Source organism: Arthrobacter sp. TJ-266, assembly GCF_058269115.1.
The window spans coordinates 306,145-322,817 of the sequence record NZ_JBZCNC010000004.1; the positions used below are offsets into that span (position 1 = coordinate 306,145).

A 16,673-nucleotide genomic window follows, 5' to 3' on the forward strand; every position below is an offset into this window, starting at 1 on the left:
GTGATGCGTGGCACACGTGCGGCTCGGTGGTCTGGTTCTGCAGGGTCCGACGGCGGACGAGCGTCAGGGCAGCTTGACCGCCAGGACGTTGCAGCGGGCGGTCAGCAGGATTGTCTGCGCCGTCGAGCCCATGATCAGCTTCCCCACGGGCGTGCGGTGCCGCAGGCCGATCACGATCAGCTCGGCCCCCACCTCGGCGGCGACGTCGACCAGCTCCTCCGCCGCCGTCGCCTCCGAGAGGCTGTGGCGGATGGCGTAGGGCACGCCTGCACCGCCCAGCATGGCGTCGAGGCGAGCCACATCGGCGTCGTCGGCGTAGGCCGGGTTGACCAGCCGGTCGGCACGGGCGGTGTTGATGACCACGAGATCGGCCTGCCGGAGGCGAGCCTCCTCGATGGCCGCCGCGACGGTCGCCTCGCCGAGCGGATTGGGGACGAATCCCACCACGATGGTGCTCATCGGTCGGTGTCCTTCCAGGTGGTGTCGGTGGCGGTGGTGTCGGTCGCCACAGCGGGCACGTCCGACCCGCGAACGACGTCGGCGGCATCGGTGTTCGCCGCCACCATGGCCTCGAACTGGCGCTGGCGCCGCTTGAGCAGGAACGAGAGCGCGAAGATGACGATCAGCGCCACGTAGATGACCGCGGCCACCGGCGACTGGATGAGCGCCACCGGGTCACCCTGCGAGATGGCGAGCGATCGCCGCAGCTGGCTCTCGAAGATCGGCCCGAGGATCAGGCCCACCACCATGGGGGCGATCGGGTAGCCGTAGCGCCGCATGAAGAAGCCGAGGATCCCCACGATCAGGAGGATGATCACGTCGATCGGCGTGAAGTTCACCGAGAACGCGCCGAGGACGGCGAACACCAGGATGCCCGAGTAGAGATAGGGCCTCGGGATCTGGAGGATCTTGACCCAGATGCCCACCAGCGGGAGGTTGAGCACCAGCAGCATCAGGTTGCCCACGTACAGGCTCGCGATGAGCGCCCACACGAGCGTGCTGTTGGACTCGAACAGCTGAGGCCCCACCGGGATCTGGTAGCGCTGGAACGCGACGAGCATCATCGCGGCGGTCGCCGTCGTCGGGATGCCGAGCGTCAGCAGCGGCACGAGCACGCCCGCGGCGGCCGCGTTGTTCGCGGCCTCCGGACCGGCCACGCCCTCAATGGCGCCCTTGCCGAACTCCTTCTTGTTCTCGCCCTTGGCGAGCTTGCGCTCGGAGGCGTAGGAGAGGAACGTCGCGACGTCGGCGCCGCCGGCGGGGATGGTCCCGACCGGGAAGCCGATCAGGGTGCCGCGGAGCCAGGGCCGCCACGAGCGGCGGAGATCGTCCTTGCGGAGCCAGCTCGTCCAGCCGCCCGTCACGGGGATGATCTTGATCGGGCCGTGCCGCAGGCGCGACGCGACGTACAGGGCCTCGCCGACGGCGAAGAGCGCCACTGCCACGAGGACGACGTCGATCCCGTCCGCCAGGAACGGGCTGCCGAAGGTGTAGCGCTGCTGCGCGGTCAGGGCGTCGAAGCCGACGAGCGCGATGAACAGGCCGAGGCCCAGCGAGGCGAGGCCCCGGAGCACCGACGAGCCGAGCAGCGCGCCGACCGTCAGGAAGGCCACCACCATCAGGGCCACGTACTCGACCGGGCCGATCTGCACCGCGAAGGCGGCGACGTACGGGGCCACGAAGCTCAGCAGCACGGTGGCGATGGTGCCGGCCACGAAGGAACCGACCGCCGCCGTCGCCAGGGCCGCCGCTCCCCTGCCGGCCTTCGCCATCTTGTTGCCCTCGAGCGCCGTGACGATCGAGGAGGACTCCCCGGGGGTGTTGAGGAGGATGGACGTCGTCGATCCGCCGTACATACCGCCGTAGTAGATGCCCGCGAAGACGATGATCGCCGCCGTCGGCTCGAGGCTGTAGGTGATGGGCATGAGCAGGGCCACGGTCATGGCGGGGCCGATGCCGGGCAGCACGCCCACGGCGGTGCCGACGAGCACGCCGCCGAGCGCGAAAAGCAGGTACATGGGCTGCATCGCCGTGGCGAAGCCGTCCATGAGGAGCATGAAGTTATCCACCGAACACCTCGATCCCGGAGAGCAGGCCGGCGGGCAGGGAGACGCCGAGCAGTCCGGCGAACACGAACTGCAGCACGAGCGCGAGCACGACGGCGGTCACGAGGTTCCGCCACCAGGGGCGGGCCCCGAGCGACCACGCGGCGCCGAAGAACAGGATGGCTGCCGCGACGGGCCAGCCGAGCGGCACGATCAGGAAGGCGTGGAGCAGCACGAAGCCGGCGAGCTTGCCGACCGTGAGCCAGTCGGTGCCGGCCTCGAGGTCCACGTCCTCCCCCTCGTCGGGGGCGCCGCGCTTGCCGCGCAGCACCTGGAGGACCAGCCCGGCGCCGACGACGACCAGCAGGGCCGAGACGGCGAACGGCCAGGCACGAGGGCCGATGTCGCTCGCGGAGGGCGGGGTCTGGATCCCGGCGCCGGCGACGAACCCGACGACGCCGATGCTCACGATGATGAGCGCGAAGACGAGCTCACCCACCGCAGGGCCGGGAGCAGCAGCCGTGCTGCTCCCGGGCGCGTTCTGGACGGAGGTGCTCATGGGCTAGAGCAGACCGATGTCGGTGAGCGTGGCCTTGACCTCGGTGATGTCCTCGTTGAGGAAGGTCTCGAACTCCTCGCCGGTCAGGAAGGCGTCGCTCCAGTTGTTCTCCTCGAGCGTGGCCTTCCAGGTGTCGGTGCCGTGCAGGTCCGTGACGAGCTGCGTGAGCTTCTCCGCCTGGGCGTCGTCGATGTTCCCGGGAGCCACCACACCGCGCCAGTTGGTGAGCACGAGATCCACGCCCTCCTCGGTGAGGGTGGGGGTTTCGGGCAGCTGCGGTGCGGCTTCCTCACCGGACACCGCGAGCGCGCGCAGCGTGCCTGCCTCGACCTGCTCGGCGTACTCGCCGACACCGGAGATGCCCGCGTTGACCTTGTTGCCGAGCAGTGCCGCGAGGGACTCGCCGCCGCCGGAGTAGGGGATGTAGTTCAGCTTGTCGGAGGAGATGCCGGCTTCCTTGAGCACGGACCCCGCGAGGATGTGGTCCGCGCCTCCTGCCGATCCGCCCGTGATGGAGACGCCCTGGCCCTTGGCCTCGACGTCGTCGAGGAGGTCCTGCAGCGTCTGGTAGGGCGACTCGGCCGGCACCACGATCACGAGGGGCTCCTCGGTGAGGCGGGCGATCGGCGTGGTGTCCTCGATGCGGTTGGCGGCGTTGTTGGTCTCGACCGCACCCACCATGACGTAGCCCATGACCATGAGCGTGTTGGGGTCCGTCTCCGTGGCGAGCTGCGCGAGGCCGTTGGTACCCCCGGCACCACCGACATTGACCACCTGCGCGTTGCCCACGAGGTCGTTCTCGGTGAGGTCCGTCTCCATGGCACGGCCGGTCTGGTCCCACCCTCCGCCGGGATCGGCGGGGACCACGATGTTGAGGCGCTCGATGGCGCCGTCGTCGCCGCCGGCGGTGGTGCTCTGGGTCATGGAGCTGCAGGCCGAGAGCGCGAGGGCGGAGACGAGGGCGAGGGACGTGATCGCCGAACGGCGCGTCGTGATGCGGGAGGTGGTCATGGGATCTCTTCCTTGAGATTGGGCGCTCGGTGGGAGCGGGAACGTGTGTGATGCGGATCACCACTGCTGTGCCCAGGGTAGGAAGGTGGCTGAGCGGGGGTAAAGCATGCGGTCGTAGTGCTCGTAGTGGTCTTTGTGGTCACCGCCCGCCCCGGCAGTGCCCCATGTCACACTGGACGGATGATCAGGACGATGTCGCTTCGATCGCAGCTGTTCTTCCTGCAGCTCGCCATCGTCCTCGTCATCGTCGCGGTGGCAGGCGGCACCGCCGTCACCATGCAGCGCCTGCAGATCCGCGAGCAGTACCAGGACCGGATGCTGGGCGTCGCGCAGTCCGTCGCCCAGCTGCCCTCGGTGGTCGAGGCCTTCGACGAGACCGACCCGAGCGCCACCATCCAGCCCATCGCGGACCTCATCCGGCAGTCCACCGGCGTGACGTACGTCGTCGTCACCGATGACGAGGGCATCCGCTACTCGCACCCGAACCCGGACCTGATCGGGGAGCTCGTGTCCACGGATCCGTCCGTGCCGCTCTCCGGTGACACCTTCGTGGGCACCCAGACCGGGACGCTGGGCAAGTCGTGGCGCGCGAAGGTCCCCATCCGCAACAGCGACGGCGGCGTCATCGGCACGGCGTCCGTGGGTGTCCTCGAATCCGAACTCGCCGCCGACCTCTACGAGGACCTCCCCCGCCTGCTCATCTGGCTGATCGTCGCCGCGCTGGTGGGCTCGGCGGGTGCCAGCTGGATCTCGCGCCTGGTCTGGCTGCGGATCTACCGCCTCGAACCCGAGCAGATCGCCACCCTCCTCGAGACACGCGATGCCATGATCCACGGCATCAGCGAAGGGGTGGTGGCCGTCGATGCGCACCACCGGATAGCACTGCTCAACGACGAGGCGAAGCGGCTGCTGGGCCTCGACGACGCCGCCACCGGCCGCCCGGCCGAGGACGTCATGGAGCCCGCCCTCGCGCGGCTGCTCACCGATCCGGCGGACACCGACGAGACCGTGCTCTCCGGCGAGCGCGTGCTCCTCGCACGCACCTCGGACGCCCTGGTGGACGGCACGCGGGTGGGCCGCGTGATGATCCTCCGTGACCGCACCGAGCTCTACCAGCTGCTCATTGACCTCGACGGCGAACGCGACGTCACCCAGGCGCTCCGCGCCCAGGCGCACGAGTTCGCGAACCGCATGCACACCATCTCCGGGCTGCTCGAGCTCGGCAGGACCGGGCAGGCGGTCGACTTCATCTCGCGCTCCGGCCACGGCGGGTCACTCGTCGCCGGGAGCATCGCTCCCGGCATCCAGGACCCGGACGCCGCGAGTCTCCTCATGACGAAGAGCACCATCGCGGCGGAGAAGGGCATCGACCTCACCATCGACGACTCCTCGACCCTCGCACCGGACGGCACCACCGACGTCGTGACCGTCCTCGGCATCCTGATCGACAACGCGCTGGAAGCCGTGACGGCGAGCGGGCGCGGCGACGGCCAGGTCTCGGTGCACGTGGCCACCGAGCCTGGCTCCGTCCGCATCACCGTTGCCGACAACGGCCCCGGCGTCGCCCCGGCGGACCTCGACGGCATCTTCTCCTCCGGGTACTCCACGAAGGACGGCGGCCGGACCGGGACGCGCGGCTTCGGCCTGGCGCTGGTGGACCGCATCGCCCGGCGCCGCTCGGGGCACGTGGTGGTGGACGACGCCGACCTCGGCGGGGCCGAGTTCACCGTCTGGCTCTCACCGTCCCACGTCGAGGCGCGCGCCGGGCTGCAGGTGCCATGACCCTCCCCGCCACCGTTCCGCTGATCCCCACGCTCGTGGTCGACGACGACCACGAGGTGGCGGGGATCCACACCGGCTTCCTGCTCGCGCACGGCGCGTTCGACGTCGTCGGGGCCGCGCACACCGGCGCCCGTGCCCTGGAGCTGGCCGAGACCCTGAGGCCCCGGCTGGTGCTGCTGGACATCCACCTGCCGGACATGACGGGCATCGACGTGCTGCGGGCCCTCCGCAACCGCCCCGGTGACCCCGTCGACGTCATCGCGATCACGGCCGCCCGCGAACTCGACACCGTCCGTGCCGCCGTGGCCGGCGGCGTGCTGCACTACCTCGTGAAGCCGTTCAACGCGGCCGTGCTCAACGAGCGGCTGGACCACTACGTCGCCTACCGCCGCGATCTCGACGACCACGCGGCCGCCGGAGCCTCCGCCCTCGACCAGGGGCGGATCGACCAGCTGCTCCGCACGGGCGCGACTCCGGGCGCCGGGCCGGGAAGCGCGTCGGGGACTGCGACGGGCACCGCCGCGCTCCTGCCGCCCAAGGGCCTCTCCGCCCCCACGCTCGACGCCGTGATGCTGGACGTCCGTGCGCACGGCGGCGGGACCTCCGCCTCCGAGGTGGCCGAGCGCCTCGGTATGGCGCGCGTCAGTGCCCGCCGGTACCTGGAGTTCCTCGTAGCGCGGGGCCAGGCGCGGATCGTCCCGCAGTACGGGTCCGCGGGGCGGCCGGAGAAGTTCTACGTGTGGACGGACGCGGGCGCCCGCTGAGACCTGACTCCTGAGGAATAACACCGCGCACACGCTGTTGTCCCTGCATGACCGAGAACACAGCCCCGAACACAGCCCCGGACACGACGCCCACACCGACAGGGCACACGCGGACGGCGGCGGACACGTCCGTGCAGCCACGTGGCGTCCGCAGCACCATCGGGTTCATCGGCTCGGGCAACATCGGCGGGCAGCTCGCGCGCCTCGCCGTCGCCCGCGGCTACCGCGTGATCATGAGCAACTCCCGCCGCCCGGAGTCGCTGCAGGAGCTCGTGGCCGAACTCGGTGACAGTGCACGCGCCGGCACGGTGGAGGAGGCGGCCACCGGGGGCGACGTCGTCGTGGTCACCATCCCGCTCAGGAGCATCGATGCCGTCCCCGCCGAGCCGCTGGCGGGCAAGCTCGTCATCGACACGTGCAACTACTACCCGGAGCGCGACGGGCACATCGCCGAACTCGACGACGAGACGACCACCACGAGCGAACTGCTGCAGCGCCACCTCCCCGGGTCCTTTGTGGTGAAGGTGTTCAACGGCATCCACTTCGCGCAGCTGACCACGGACGGCACACCTACCGGGACACCGGGCCGTCGCGCCCTGCCCATCGCCGGTGACGACTCAGACGCCAAGCAGGCCGTGACCGAGCTCCTCGACGAGTTCGGCTTCGACACCGTCGACGCCGGTGCCCTCGCGGAGGGGTGGCGCTTCCAGCGCGACACCCCCGCCTACGGGCCGCAGCTCGACGCCGACGGCCTGCGCGAGGCGCTCGGGCGGGCTGCCCGCTACGCGGACATGTAGGCAGCCAGTGCATCGGCCGGATCCGTGCGGCTCACTCTCCGCGCTCGGCGGACGGCGGACGGCGGACGGCACTATCGTTGCCGGCGAGGCCCAGTGATCAGAAGACGAGGTAGCACCATGAGACGTGGAGCCCACATCGACGGCGAGTATCGATACACCCTCGACCGTCACTGGGGCGACGACGAGGCATCACGGAACATCCTGCACCTCGTCATGTTGAACCCCTCCGTCGCTGACGGGCTCGGTGACGACCCCACCATCCGGCGCTGCATCAGTTACGCCCGATCGCTCGGACTCGACGGGCTCCGCGTGGTCAACCTCTTCGCGCTCCGCTCCACCGACCCTCGAGGCTTACGCACTCATGTAGACCCCGTCGGCCCGCGCAATGACCAGATCCTCGATCAGTGCATGCGCGAGGTCGCGGACGACTTCATGGTCGCAGCATGGGGAGCCGACACCTTCGCCCGGGACCGAGCCACAGTCGTCCATGCACGTGTCGCGTCCCACGGCATCGCGCTGAAGTGCTGGGGGAGAACGAAGGACGGTCACCCTGGGCATCCGCTCTATCTTCGACGAGATGCCGTACTGACCACGTGGACGCCGTGATGGTACCGGCTGTCCGTCGACAGGTTCGGTCTTCCTACCCTTGGTGAGCCGGTCCGAGCCGCCGGGCTGAGTCCCCCGTCGGACGGGCCTCCCGCCGCGGGGTCTACTTCCCGCCGAGGACGATCGGCGAGCAGCGTGTCCCCTCGCAGATCTGGTAGCTGACGGACGCCCTCGTCGTCGTCGTCGAGTAGCGGCCCGTATTGGGGATGGTGGTCCTGACACCGTTCGTCACGAGGGTCACCGTCGTCGCCTTCGTCCCCGACCATGCCAGCGCCGTGATGATCCCGCCGCGCACCTTGGCGCTCGCCACAGCGAGCTTGATGGAGGGTACCGGGGCAGGCGCCGGAGCGGGTGCGGGAGCGGGAGCGGGTGCGGGAGCGGGAGCGGGTGCGGGAACCGGAGCGGGAACCGGAGCGGGAACCGGAGCGGGAACCGGAGCAGGGGCAGGTGCCGGAGCAGGGGCAGGTGCCGGAATCGGAGCAGGGGCAGGCGCCGGAACCGGAGCAGGGGCAGGCGCCGGTGCCGGCACGAAGGAGAAGTCCCTCACCACCACCTTCTCCGGCATGACCGCCGCAGGAGTGCCTCCGCCGCCGTCGGTCACCCAGAGGTTGAAGTGGATGGTCTCGCGAGCGGGCTCGGGGACGTTCTCGCCCTCCAACACCGTGCGCTTGAGCAGCGGCCCGGCGTAGCCCTCCCCCGCGAAGGTCTCGAAGGTGAGCTTGTTCGGCTCCCACACCAGGCGGTGGGTGAGGATTGGGTGGTTGGTGACACCGAAGATTGCGGTGTTGTTGCCCACTCCGGGGGGCTTGGTGGCGTCGAACCAGAAGCCGTGGCCCTGCGTCACCGGCCACACCTGGTTGTAGTTGCTCCCTCCGCCCCAGGAACTGGCCTCGCAGAGGTCCATCTCGTTGTAGCCGGGGGCCACGGCGGGGTCGTAGGTGAAGAGGCACCCCCACACCACTTCCTTCTGCAGCGTGGTGAGGTCCTTCTCGATGGTGGTGCTGTAGGTGCCGTACCCGAAGCCGTGCCGCGTGGTGTTGAACTCCGCCCCGATCGCCGCCTTGCCCGTGGGGTTGGAGAGGGTCATGGTCACATGGCCGTTCGCGTCGGGGCTGCTGACGTTGGCCGGGTCGAAGAGCTTGTTGTAGTTCGGTGCGCCACTCCACCACCGCTTCTCCCAGTTGAAGCCCTTCCAGGCGAAGTCGCCCACCGGGCCGGGGTTGGCCGCCATCGGGGTGGTGTCGGCGGCGGTCGCGGGTGCCGGGACGGCGACCGCCAGCATCAGCGCTGCGGTCACGGCCCCGATGAAGGACGCCGCGTTCCGACGCCGGTGCTGTGGGCGGGTCTCGACGGTGACTGCCTGGCGGGCACGACGACGTACGGGAAAAGGAAGCATGGCGGAGACCTTCTCGTTCGGTAGCCCGGCGGACCTCGAGGGTTCCGTGGCTTTGCGTCACCGGTTCGCACCGGCTTTGCCCTTCTCGCTGAGCGGTTGCCCGAGCGCCGCCGTCGGTCCTCGACCACAGGGCCTCCGGCCCTTCCATCCTCCCGCCGATCCGCCGCCCCCACCCGGCGGATTCGCTCAGCAATGCCTCAGGATTGACGCAGTGGGTCAACCCGGCCTATCCCGTATGGGACCCGTCCGGACACTCAGGTACCTTTGTTCCAGTATTCGCGGCCCCTGACACCGGATGGGCGGCCCAGCGCTACCGGTCCGGCGTCCGGCCGGCACCGAAGCAGTGCCAGGCGCACAGGTAGGAACGGGAGTCCCGCATCATGAGTACCGAATCATCGGGGTCCACGGCCGCAGAGATGAACCCGCACCAGGAGGACTCCGGCGGACGCAGGCTGCTGATCCGCGCCGTGGTGCTCGTGACCACCGTCCTCGGGCTGAACTACATCGTGTGGCGCTGGCTCTACTCGATCAACTGGGATGCATGGTGGATCGCCATACCCCTGGTCCTCGCGGAGACCTACTCGCTCATCGACTCGCTGCTGTTCGGCTTCACGGTCTGGAAGCTGAAGAAGCGCACGCCGCCCGAGGCGCCGGAGGGCCTCACGGTGGACGTTTTCATCACCACGTACAACGAGCCCCTGGACCTCGTCCTGACCACGGCGCGTGCGGCGAAGGCCATCCGCTACCCGCACCGCACCTGGATCCTCGACGACGGCAACCGGGCGGAGGTCCGAGAAGCGGCGGACGCCGAGGGGATCGGCTGGATCACGCGTTCGGCGGACTGGAAGGACATGCCGCGGCACGCGAAGGCGGGCAACCTGAACAATGCCCTGATGTCCACGGACGGCGAGTTCCTCGTGATCCTCGATGCCGACCAGATCCCCGATCCGGAGATCCTGCACAGGACGCTCGGGTACTTCACGAACGAGAAGATGTCCCTCGTGCAGACCCCGCAGGTCTTCGTGAACGTGCCGGACTCGGACCCGCTCGGCAGCCAGGCGCCCCTGTTCTACGGTCCCATCCAGCAGGGCAAGGACGGCTGGAACGCGGCCTTCTTCTGCGGTTCCAACGCCATCATCCGCCGCGAGGCCCTCATGCAGCTCGGCGTCACGCGCTACGTCACGGAGATCGAACTGGCCCTGCACAAGGCCCTGAAGACCTCGGACAAGGTCATCGCGAAGGCGAAGAAGGGGCTGGATCCGGGCAACGACCGCATGGTCGACGCCCTGGACCTCGTGGCGAAGGACCTGAGGAGGGTGCGCCGCCGCCTGCAGAAGGGGCACGGCATCTCGGAGGTCACCTACGAGTTCCAGCAGCGGATGGTCTCCATCACGCGCCTGCTCGTCAGCGCGGACATCGCTGCGTTCCACGCGGATCTCGCGTCGCTCGAGGACCTCGACATCGCCGGGCTCGACGCCGGTCTGCAGGACGCCTCGGCGTCGACCCCCGCTCTCGCCGTGGTCGACGACGCCGCCCTCGACCAGCTCGCCCAGCGCGCCTGGTCGCCACTCGCAGCGATCGACGCCGTCCGCGTCCTCATCGATTCCGTCAACGCGGACCGCAGCGGGGAGGCGCAGGCCGTGATGCCGATGGCCACCATCTCCGTCACCGAGGACATGGCCACCTGCATGCGGCTCCACTCGCTCGGGTGGGAATCCGCCTACCACCACGAGAAGCTCGCCGACGGCCTCGCGCCCGAGGACCTCAACTCCATGCTGACGCAGCGGCTCCGGTGGGCGCAGGGCACCATCCAGGTCATGTTCCGCGAGAACCCCTTCGCCCAGAAGGGCCTGACGATCGCCCAGAAGCTGATGTACGGGGCCACCATGTGGAGCTACTTCTCCGGCTTCACGGCCCTGATCTACATCGCGGCGCCCATCATCTACCTGATCTTCGGCATCCTCCCGGTCAACTCCATCAGCATCGAGTTCTTCTCGCGGCTCATCCCCTTCCTCGTGGTGAACCAGCTGCTCTTCGCGATCGTGGGCAAGGGCACCAAGACCTGGCGTGGCCAGCAGTACTCGCTGGCCCTGTTCCCCGTGTGGATCCGCTCGGTCACCTCGGCGTTCGGCAACGTGTACCTGGGACGCAGCCTGGACTTCGCCGTCACCCCGAAGACACTGCAGCAGGATGCGCAGCTCCGCTGGGACCTCGTGAAGCCGCAGCTCTGGGCCATGGGCCTGCTGCTGGGGGCCGCGATCATCGGGATCATCCGCCTCGCAGTGGGCCAGGCGGACGTCCTCGGCACCACCGTGAACATCGTCTGGGTCATCTTCGACCTCGTGATCTTCAGCGTCATCATCGAAGCAGTCCGCTACCGCGGCTACGAGCACTATCAGGCGGACATCGCTCGTGCGAAAGAAAGGCAGGACGCCAGGGAATGACCGGTCTCACCCGGGGGCGGAATCGCCGGAGGGGACCCGTCCGGATTCTGATGGCAGTGTGGTTGACAGCGCTCATCGCGCTCGGCACACCCGCCCTCACCGCGGTTCCCGGCGCCATCGCCGCCCCAGCGGTGACCATGACGACGCAGGACCAGCAGCCCATCGAGGACCCGACGTCGCTCACCGAGGGGCGCTACTTCGGCCCGGAACTCGACTGGTCCGCCTCCGGCGCCCGCGCCTACGCGGACCGGTCCGGCGTGACGCCGTCGTTCTACAGCCGTCCCGTCGCCTACCCGCTCGACGCCGATGCCGAACGCGACCTCGCGGACCTCGCTCGGCAGAACGCACCGCTCGGCGCGCTGGCCGTCGTCTCGCTCGAACCGACCGTTCCGCTCGAGGAGCTCACGGCAGAGGACGCCGCCCACCTGGCGGAGACCCTGGGGCGGATCAGCGAGGGAGTGCGCACCGCGTTCTTCCTCCGCTTCGCACCCGAGATGAACGGCACCTGGTTCGGCTGGGGCCAGCAGCCGGACGCGTACGTGGCCGCCTTCCGCACCGTCGCGGACGTCGTGCACGCCGAGGTGCCGTCCGCGGCGATGGTGTGGGCGCCGTCGTACGCGGCCGGGTACCCGTTCACGGAGGCCTACGGCGCCGTCGAGGGGCTGGAATCGGGCAGCGTCCCGGCACTCGACAGCAACGGGAACGGCCTGATCGACGGCGGTGACGACCCCTACGCGCCCTACTACCCGGGCGACGACGCCGTGGACTGGGTGGGGCTGTCCCTCTACCACTTCGGGAGTTACGAGAGCGGGCAGGTCGCCGTCACCGACGGCGCCCGCACCTACTCGGGTGCCATCCGGACGTCCGTGCTGCCGGAGCCGGACAAGTTCGCAGACCAGCTCGCCGGCGTGTACGGCGCGGCTCCCGGCGCCCCGCAGATCGACTTCGCGAAGGAGTACGCCTCCGGCAGGGACCAGCGGATGATCGTGCAGACCGCCGCCCTGTTCGATCCCGAGGACGCAGACAGCGCGCCGGAGACCGAGATCAAACGGGCCTGGCTGGAGCAGGTGCTGGCACCCGGCATCGCGGAGGAGTATCCCGAAATCGGGGCCGTCACCTGGCTCGAATCCTCGCGGCCGGAGCCCGAGGCCGAAGGCCACACGGTGGACTGGGGGCTCCTGACGGACGACGGCGCGACGGCGGCGCTCGCCGACACGCTCGCTACGGACCCGGGCCTCCGGCTCGGGCCCATCACCGAGGTGGTCGCCCAGGAGGACGCCAACGAGGCGACGTCCCAGGTATGGGAATCAGGCTCCCCCACCAGCACGGCGATGAACTGGCTCGTCGGATCCGTCGTCGGACTGTTCGTCCTGGTGCTCCTCGCCGGGCTCGCCCGGAGATTCGTGCCGCAGTGGCGCTACCCGGACGAGCGGAACCCGCGCGATATGCGCCTGGATCTGCTGCGCGGGTGGATCATCACCGCCGTCGTCGTCACCCACATCGAAGTGGCAGGTCCGTGGTCCTTCCTGGCCCTGAACATCGTCGGGGCCATCACGGGTGCTGAACTGTTCGTCATGCTCTCCGGCGTGGTGATGGGCATGGTCTACCCGGTGGCGATCCGCCGGCTCGGCTCGAAGGCCGCGCTGAAGGGCACCCTCAAGCGCGCGCTACGTCTCTACCTGACGTCCCTCGGCGTGATCCTCGCGGTGTACCTGCTCGCTCTCGTGCCCTTCATCGACGCCGATGTGATCACCACGTTCACCGACCGCGGCACGGGCGACGACGGCGGAGGTGCGGCGGGGCGTGTCTACGACCTCTACCCGAATGCCGCCAGGCTGTTCGACTACCCACCGCCCGGGTACGCCATCCGCGACCTGCTGCTCCTGAACATGGGGCCGTGGACGTTCAACATCATGGGTCTGTTCGTGGTGCTAACCCTCACCGTGCCGCTGCTCGTGGAACTGCTGCGGAAGAAGCTGTGGTGGCTGCTCCTGCTGGTGAGCTGGTCCCTCTACGTCATCGACAGCATCTACCACGTACGCGTGGTCGACTCGCAGTTCCAGGACGTGTTCCCGCTGCTGACGTGGCAGGTCATCTTCGTGCACGGGATCGTGGTGGGCTACTACCGCCGGCAGATCATCGACGCGCTCAGCCGCAACGCCGGGAAGCTCCTCTTCGGCGCCCTGCTCGGTGTCTACGCACTCGGCCTCGGCGTCCTGTGGCTGAACTCGACGTTCCGCCTGGAGTTGCCGTTCGTCCCCGAGGGCTTCTACGAGAGCCTGTACGACGCCGGGTACGTCCGGGTGTTCATGCAGCCCGGGCGCCTGATCGACCTCGCGTTCTTCGTCGTCGCGGCGCACATCGTCCTCACCTGCTTCTGGAAGCCGCTCAACAGGGCGTTCGGCTGGCTGTACATCCCGCTCGGGCAGTCCAGCCTGTACGTGTTCATCGTCCACGTGTTCTTCGTGCTCGCCGTGGGAAACCTGCCGGGCCTCGACCGCACCAGCTGGTGGCAGGGCCTCGTGATCCACGCGGTGGTGACGATGATCATCTGGGTCATGGTGAAGAGGAAGTTCCTCTACTCGGTGATCCCGAACTAGTCGGCGCCGCGCCAGATCCGACGCCAGAGGGACCGCTTCTCCGGCGCGGGCGGCGCGGCCTCCTCGGCTGCGCGCCTCGCGGTGGCCCGGCGCTCACGCCACCGCTCCACCTCGGCCTCCACGTCGCGGAGCTTCGTGATGACCGGCGGCCCGCCCTGCAACTGCCGCCGTGCGTCGATCACGCGGTAGTTGAAGTCCTCGAGGATGTCCCGCACCTGCTTCTCGGTGTACTGGCGGTCCAGGCGGTCGTCGAGCTCGGCGTCCTCGGTGCGCAGCAGGATGGCGCGCGGTCCGAGGCCGGTGATGTTCTCCCGCTGGATCAGGCCCTTGACCCACCAGTCGGGGTCGTGCGCCTCGCCGAGCCCCGGGATCGGCTTTCCGGCCAGCGCCAGGTTGTCGAACTCGCCGCGGGCGATCGCGCGGTCCACGATCAGCCGGGCCCGCTTGACCTCGTCCTCGCCCTGTCGCAGCGGGGCCATCTCGCCGGTCGCCTCGTCGCCGCCGTCGTCGTTCTGCCGTTCGAGTTCGGCGAGCGCATCGCTCGCGTCCCCGGCGCCCCGCGCGGCACGGTACTGGGAGGCCTTGCGCAACCGCTCCTCGTGCTCGTTCGACCTGCCGATGCCGCTGCCCTCCTCCGCGTCCCCTCCAGTATTTCGAGGGCCTGCGGCGGAGTGCAACCCGCAGCGGCCCCTCGACACGGCGCGCCGGGGCCTCAGCAGCCTTCACCGCGCGACGTTCGTCACCCGGCCCGGACACCCCGGGACGACGACGGCGGGCCACCCCGTGAGGGCAACCCGCCGTCGGTCATCGAGCGGTCTACCGGGCCGGGTCAGACCAGCCAGGCGGTCGTGTCGCCCGGCAGACGGCCGTCCTCGAGCGGGGCGCTGCTCAACAGCAGCCTGCCCGCGGGCAGGTCCACCGGCGTCGAGCCGAAGTTCGTGACCGAATGCCACCCGCTCGGCCGCGTGAAGTGGAGCACCTCGTCGGAGCCGCCGTCCACCCATTCGAACTGCTCCTCGCCCTGCAGTTCGCGTCGCAGCGCGAGCGCCCGGCGGTAGAAGCTGAGGTGCGAGGAGGAGTCGGCTTCCTGCACCTCCACGGCGTACTCGCCGAACCACGCCGGCTGCGGGAGGTGGGCGGGGCCGAACCCGAAGCCGAAGGACTCGCCGTCACGCGTCCAGGGCAGCGGCACGCGGCAGCCGTCCCGGCCCACGTCCACGCCCGTGTTGCGGAAGAACGTGGGGTCCTGGCGGTCCGCGTCGGCGATGTCCGCCACCTCGTGCAGGCCGAGCTCCTCCCCCTGGTACAGGTAGGCCGAACCGGGCAGCGCGAGCATGAGCTGCGTGACCGCGCGGGCCCGGCGCTCACCGAGCTCACGGTCCAGCTCGGACTCCGCGCCACCGGCGAGCAGCCAGTCCCGGCCGTGCGTGCTCATCGCCCCGCCCTCGGACGGCGACGGGGACAGCCCGTAGCGGGTGGCGTGCCGGACGACGTCGTGGTTGGAGAACACCCAGGTGGAGGATGCGCCCGAGGCCGTGGCCTCCGTGAGGTTCTTCGTGATGATGTCGCGGAACTCGCGGGGGTCCCAGCCGGCCTGCAGCAGGTCGAAGTTGAAGGCCTGTCCGAGGCCCTCGGGGCTCGCATACCGCGAGCGACGCTCGGCGTGGACCCAGGCCTCGGCCACGGCGGTGCGCGGCGGCGTGTACTCGTTGAACACCTGGCGCCACTCGGCGAAGACCTCGTGGACCTCGTCGCGGTCCCAGAACGGGTGGAGGCCGTTGTTGTTCTCGTTCTCGGAACCGAGGGCGGCTTTCATGGGCAGCGGTTCGGACATGTCCTTGGTCAGGGCGTGCGCCACGTCCACGCGGAAGCCGTCCACGCCGCGATCGGACCAGAAACGCAGGGTCGTCAGGAAGTCGTCGCGGACCTCCCGGTTGTCCCAGTTCAGGTCCGGCTGCTCCTTGGCGAAGATGTGCATGTACCACTGGCCGTCGGCCGTGCGCTCCCACGCGGGGCCGCCGAACACGGAGTCCCAGTCCGAGGGCGGCACCGAGCCGTCCGGGCCCGAGCCGTCGCGGAAGATGTACCGGTCCCGCGCGGGCGATCCCTTGGGCGAGGCCGAGGCCTCCTGGAACCAGACGTGCCGGTTGGAGGTGTGGTTGGGCACGATGTCCGCGATGAGCTTGATACCGGCGGCGTGCAGCGCGGAGATCATCTCGTCGAAGTCCGCGAGCGTGCCGAGCTTGGGGTCCACGTCGCGGTAGTCGTCGACGTCGTACCCGCCGTCGGCGAGCGCCGAGGGGTAGAAGGGGCTCAGCCAGACGGCGTCGATCCCCAATGAGGCGAGGTAGGGGATGCGGGACGTGATGCCCTTCAGGTCCCCGATGCCGTCACCGTTCGAATCGGCGAAGCTGCGGGGGTAGATCTGGTAGACGGACGCCTGGCGCCACCAGTTCGGGTCCTGCATGCGCTCGGCGAGTGCCTCGGCGGAGAGGTCGGCGGTCGCGTCGACGGCGGAATCCACTGCGGGGTCGACGGTGGAGCTGACGGGTGCTGTCACGGGGCGGGTTGCCTTTCGGTGGTGGTCCCGCGTGGAGACCTGAGTGCTGGATGCCGTAGTGCGTGCCGTGCGCCCACTCGTACTGCGCAGTGACGTGCACGACCTACTA

The 16,673-nt window shown here is 69.5% G+C and carries 13 protein-coding genes and 1 riboswitch; of the genes, 6 read left to right on the forward strand and 7 right to left on the reverse strand.

Features of this window, described 5'->3' with window-relative positions:
- Nucleotides 1-63: 63 nt before the first annotated feature.
- The 4 genes from AC4D12_RS13110 to AC4D12_RS13125 are packed head-to-tail and all read right to left on the reverse strand — an operon-like array spanning nt 64 to nt 3,615.
- Nucleotides 64-459, reverse strand: a complete 396-nt coding sequence (locus tag AC4D12_RS13110; protein ID WP_490950375.1) for a universal stress protein — start codon at nt 457-459, stop codon at nt 64-66.
- Nucleotides 456-2,069: a tripartite tricarboxylate transporter permease gene (locus AC4D12_RS13115; protein WP_490950376.1), complete on the reverse strand. Its 1,614-nt coding sequence runs from the start codon at nt 2,067-2,069 to the stop codon at nt 456-458. The genes AC4D12_RS13110 and AC4D12_RS13115 overlap by 4 nt, the downstream gene beginning before the upstream one ends.
- Nucleotides 2,062-2,604, reverse strand: a complete 543-nt coding sequence (locus tag AC4D12_RS13120) for a tripartite tricarboxylate transporter TctB family protein (protein ID WP_490950377.1) — start codon at nt 2,602-2,604, stop codon at nt 2,062-2,064. Before AC4D12_RS13120 ends, AC4D12_RS13115 begins: the two co-directional genes overlap by 8 nt.
- 3 nt (nt 2,605-2,607) lie before the next feature.
- Nucleotides 2,608-3,615: a Bug family tripartite tricarboxylate transporter substrate binding protein gene (locus AC4D12_RS13125; RefSeq protein ID WP_490950378.1), complete on the reverse strand. Its 1,008-nt coding sequence runs from the start codon at nt 3,613-3,615 to the stop codon at nt 2,608-2,610.
- 192 nt (nt 3,616-3,807) lie between these two features.
- On the opposite strand from AC4D12_RS13125, the gene AC4D12_RS13130 reads away from it, so the two are divergent.
- The 4 genes from AC4D12_RS13130 to AC4D12_RS13145 all read left to right on the forward strand — a co-directional run bounded on the left by AC4D12_RS13130 (nt 3,808) and on the right by AC4D12_RS13145 (nt 7,564).
- Nucleotides 3,808-5,397: an ATP-binding protein gene (locus AC4D12_RS13130; RefSeq protein ID WP_490950379.1), complete on the forward strand. Its 1,590-nt coding sequence runs from the start codon at nt 3,808-3,810 to the stop codon at nt 5,395-5,397.
- The gene (locus tag AC4D12_RS13135; RefSeq protein WP_490950380.1) at nt 5,394-6,161 is read left to right on the forward strand and encodes a response regulator; all 768 of its coding nucleotides are present in this window, start codon (nt 5,394-5,396) and stop codon (nt 6,159-6,161) included. The genes AC4D12_RS13130 and AC4D12_RS13135 overlap by 4 nt, the downstream gene beginning before the upstream one ends.
- A gap of 47 nt (nt 6,162-6,208) precedes the next feature.
- Nucleotides 6,209-6,958, forward strand: coding sequence for an NADPH-dependent F420 reductase (locus tag AC4D12_RS13140; RefSeq protein ID WP_490950381.1), 750 nt, complete (start codon nt 6,209-6,211; stop codon nt 6,956-6,958).
- A 117-nt stretch (nt 6,959-7,075) separates the two neighbouring features.
- Nucleotides 7,076-7,564, forward strand: coding sequence for a DUF1643 domain-containing protein (locus AC4D12_RS13145; RefSeq protein WP_490950382.1), 489 nt, complete (start codon nt 7,076-7,078; stop codon nt 7,562-7,564).
- 103 nt (nt 7,565-7,667) lie between these two features.
- On the opposite strand, the gene AC4D12_RS13150 is transcribed toward AC4D12_RS13145, so the two are convergent.
- Complete coding sequence (locus tag AC4D12_RS13150; protein WP_490950383.1) at nt 7,668-8,960, reverse strand: LamG domain-containing protein; 1,293 nt, start codon at nt 8,958-8,960, stop codon at nt 7,668-7,670.
- A gap of 16 nt (nt 8,961-8,976) precedes the next feature.
- Nucleotides 8,977-9,051, reverse strand: a riboswitch (cyclic di-GMP riboswitch).
- Nucleotides 9,052-9,376: 325 nt separating this feature from the next.
- Here AC4D12_RS13150 and AC4D12_RS13155 point away from each other — a divergent pair.
- Nucleotides 9,377-11,404: a glycosyltransferase gene (locus tag AC4D12_RS13155; RefSeq protein ID WP_490950653.1), complete on the forward strand. Its 2,028-nt coding sequence runs from the start codon at nt 9,377-9,379 to the stop codon at nt 11,402-11,404.
- A gap of 50 nt (nt 11,405-11,454) precedes the next feature.
- Nucleotides 11,455-14,004, forward strand: a complete 2,550-nt coding sequence (gene opgC, locus AC4D12_RS13160; RefSeq protein WP_490950384.1) for an OpgC domain-containing protein — start codon at nt 11,455-11,457, stop codon at nt 14,002-14,004.
- On the opposite strand, the gene AC4D12_RS13165 is transcribed toward opgC, so the two are convergent.
- Nucleotides 14,001-14,624 (reverse strand): DnaJ family domain-containing protein, encoded by a 624-nt coding sequence (locus tag AC4D12_RS13165; protein WP_490950654.1) that lies wholly within the window; start codon nt 14,622-14,624, stop codon nt 14,001-14,003. The two genes, opgC and AC4D12_RS13165, sit on opposite strands and share 4 nt — an antisense overlap.
- A gap of 209 nt (nt 14,625-14,833) precedes the next feature.
- Entirely contained in the window at nt 14,834-16,471 is a 1,638-nt protein-coding gene (locus tag AC4D12_RS13170) for a glycoside hydrolase family 13 protein (RefSeq protein WP_490950655.1), read from the reverse strand.
- Nucleotides 16,472-16,673: the final 202 nt, after the last annotated feature.

Coding starts and splice junctions, on each gene's coding strand:
- AC4D12_RS13135 (WP_490950380.1), top strand. CDS start 5,394: ATGACCCTCCCCGCCACCGTTCCGCTGATCCCCACGCTCGTGGTCGAC.
- opgC (WP_490950384.1), top strand. CDS start 11,455: ATGGCAGTGTGGTTGACAGCGCTCATCGCGCTCGGCACACCCGCCCTC.
- AC4D12_RS13125 (WP_490950378.1), bottom strand. CDS start 3,615: ATGACCACCTCCCGCATCACGACGCGCCGTTCGGCGATCACGTCCCTC.
- AC4D12_RS13130 (WP_490950379.1), top strand. CDS start 3,808: ATGTCGCTTCGATCGCAGCTGTTCTTCCTGCAGCTCGCCATCGTCCTC.
- AC4D12_RS13145 (WP_490950382.1), top strand. CDS start 7,076: ATGAGACGTGGAGCCCACATCGACGGCGAGTATCGATACACCCTCGAC.
- AC4D12_RS13170 (WP_490950655.1), bottom strand. CDS start 16,471: ATGCAGGACCCGAACTGGTGGCGCCAGGCGTCCGTCTACCAGATCTAC.
- AC4D12_RS13155 (WP_490950653.1), top strand. CDS start 9,377: ATGAACCCGCACCAGGAGGACTCCGGCGGACGCAGGCTGCTGATCCGC.
- AC4D12_RS13120 (WP_490950377.1), bottom strand. CDS start 2,604: ATGAGCACCTCCGTCCAGAACGCGCCCGGGAGCAGCACGGCTGCTGCT.
- AC4D12_RS13150 (WP_490950383.1), bottom strand. CDS start 8,960: ATGCTTCCTTTTCCCGTACGTCGTCGTGCCCGCCAGGCAGTCACCGTC.
- AC4D12_RS13140 (WP_490950381.1), top strand. CDS start 6,209: ATGACCGAGAACACAGCCCCGAACACAGCCCCGGACACGACGCCCACA.
- AC4D12_RS13110 (WP_490950375.1), bottom strand. CDS start 459: ATGAGCACCATCGTGGTGGGATTCGTCCCCAATCCGCTCGGCGAGGCG.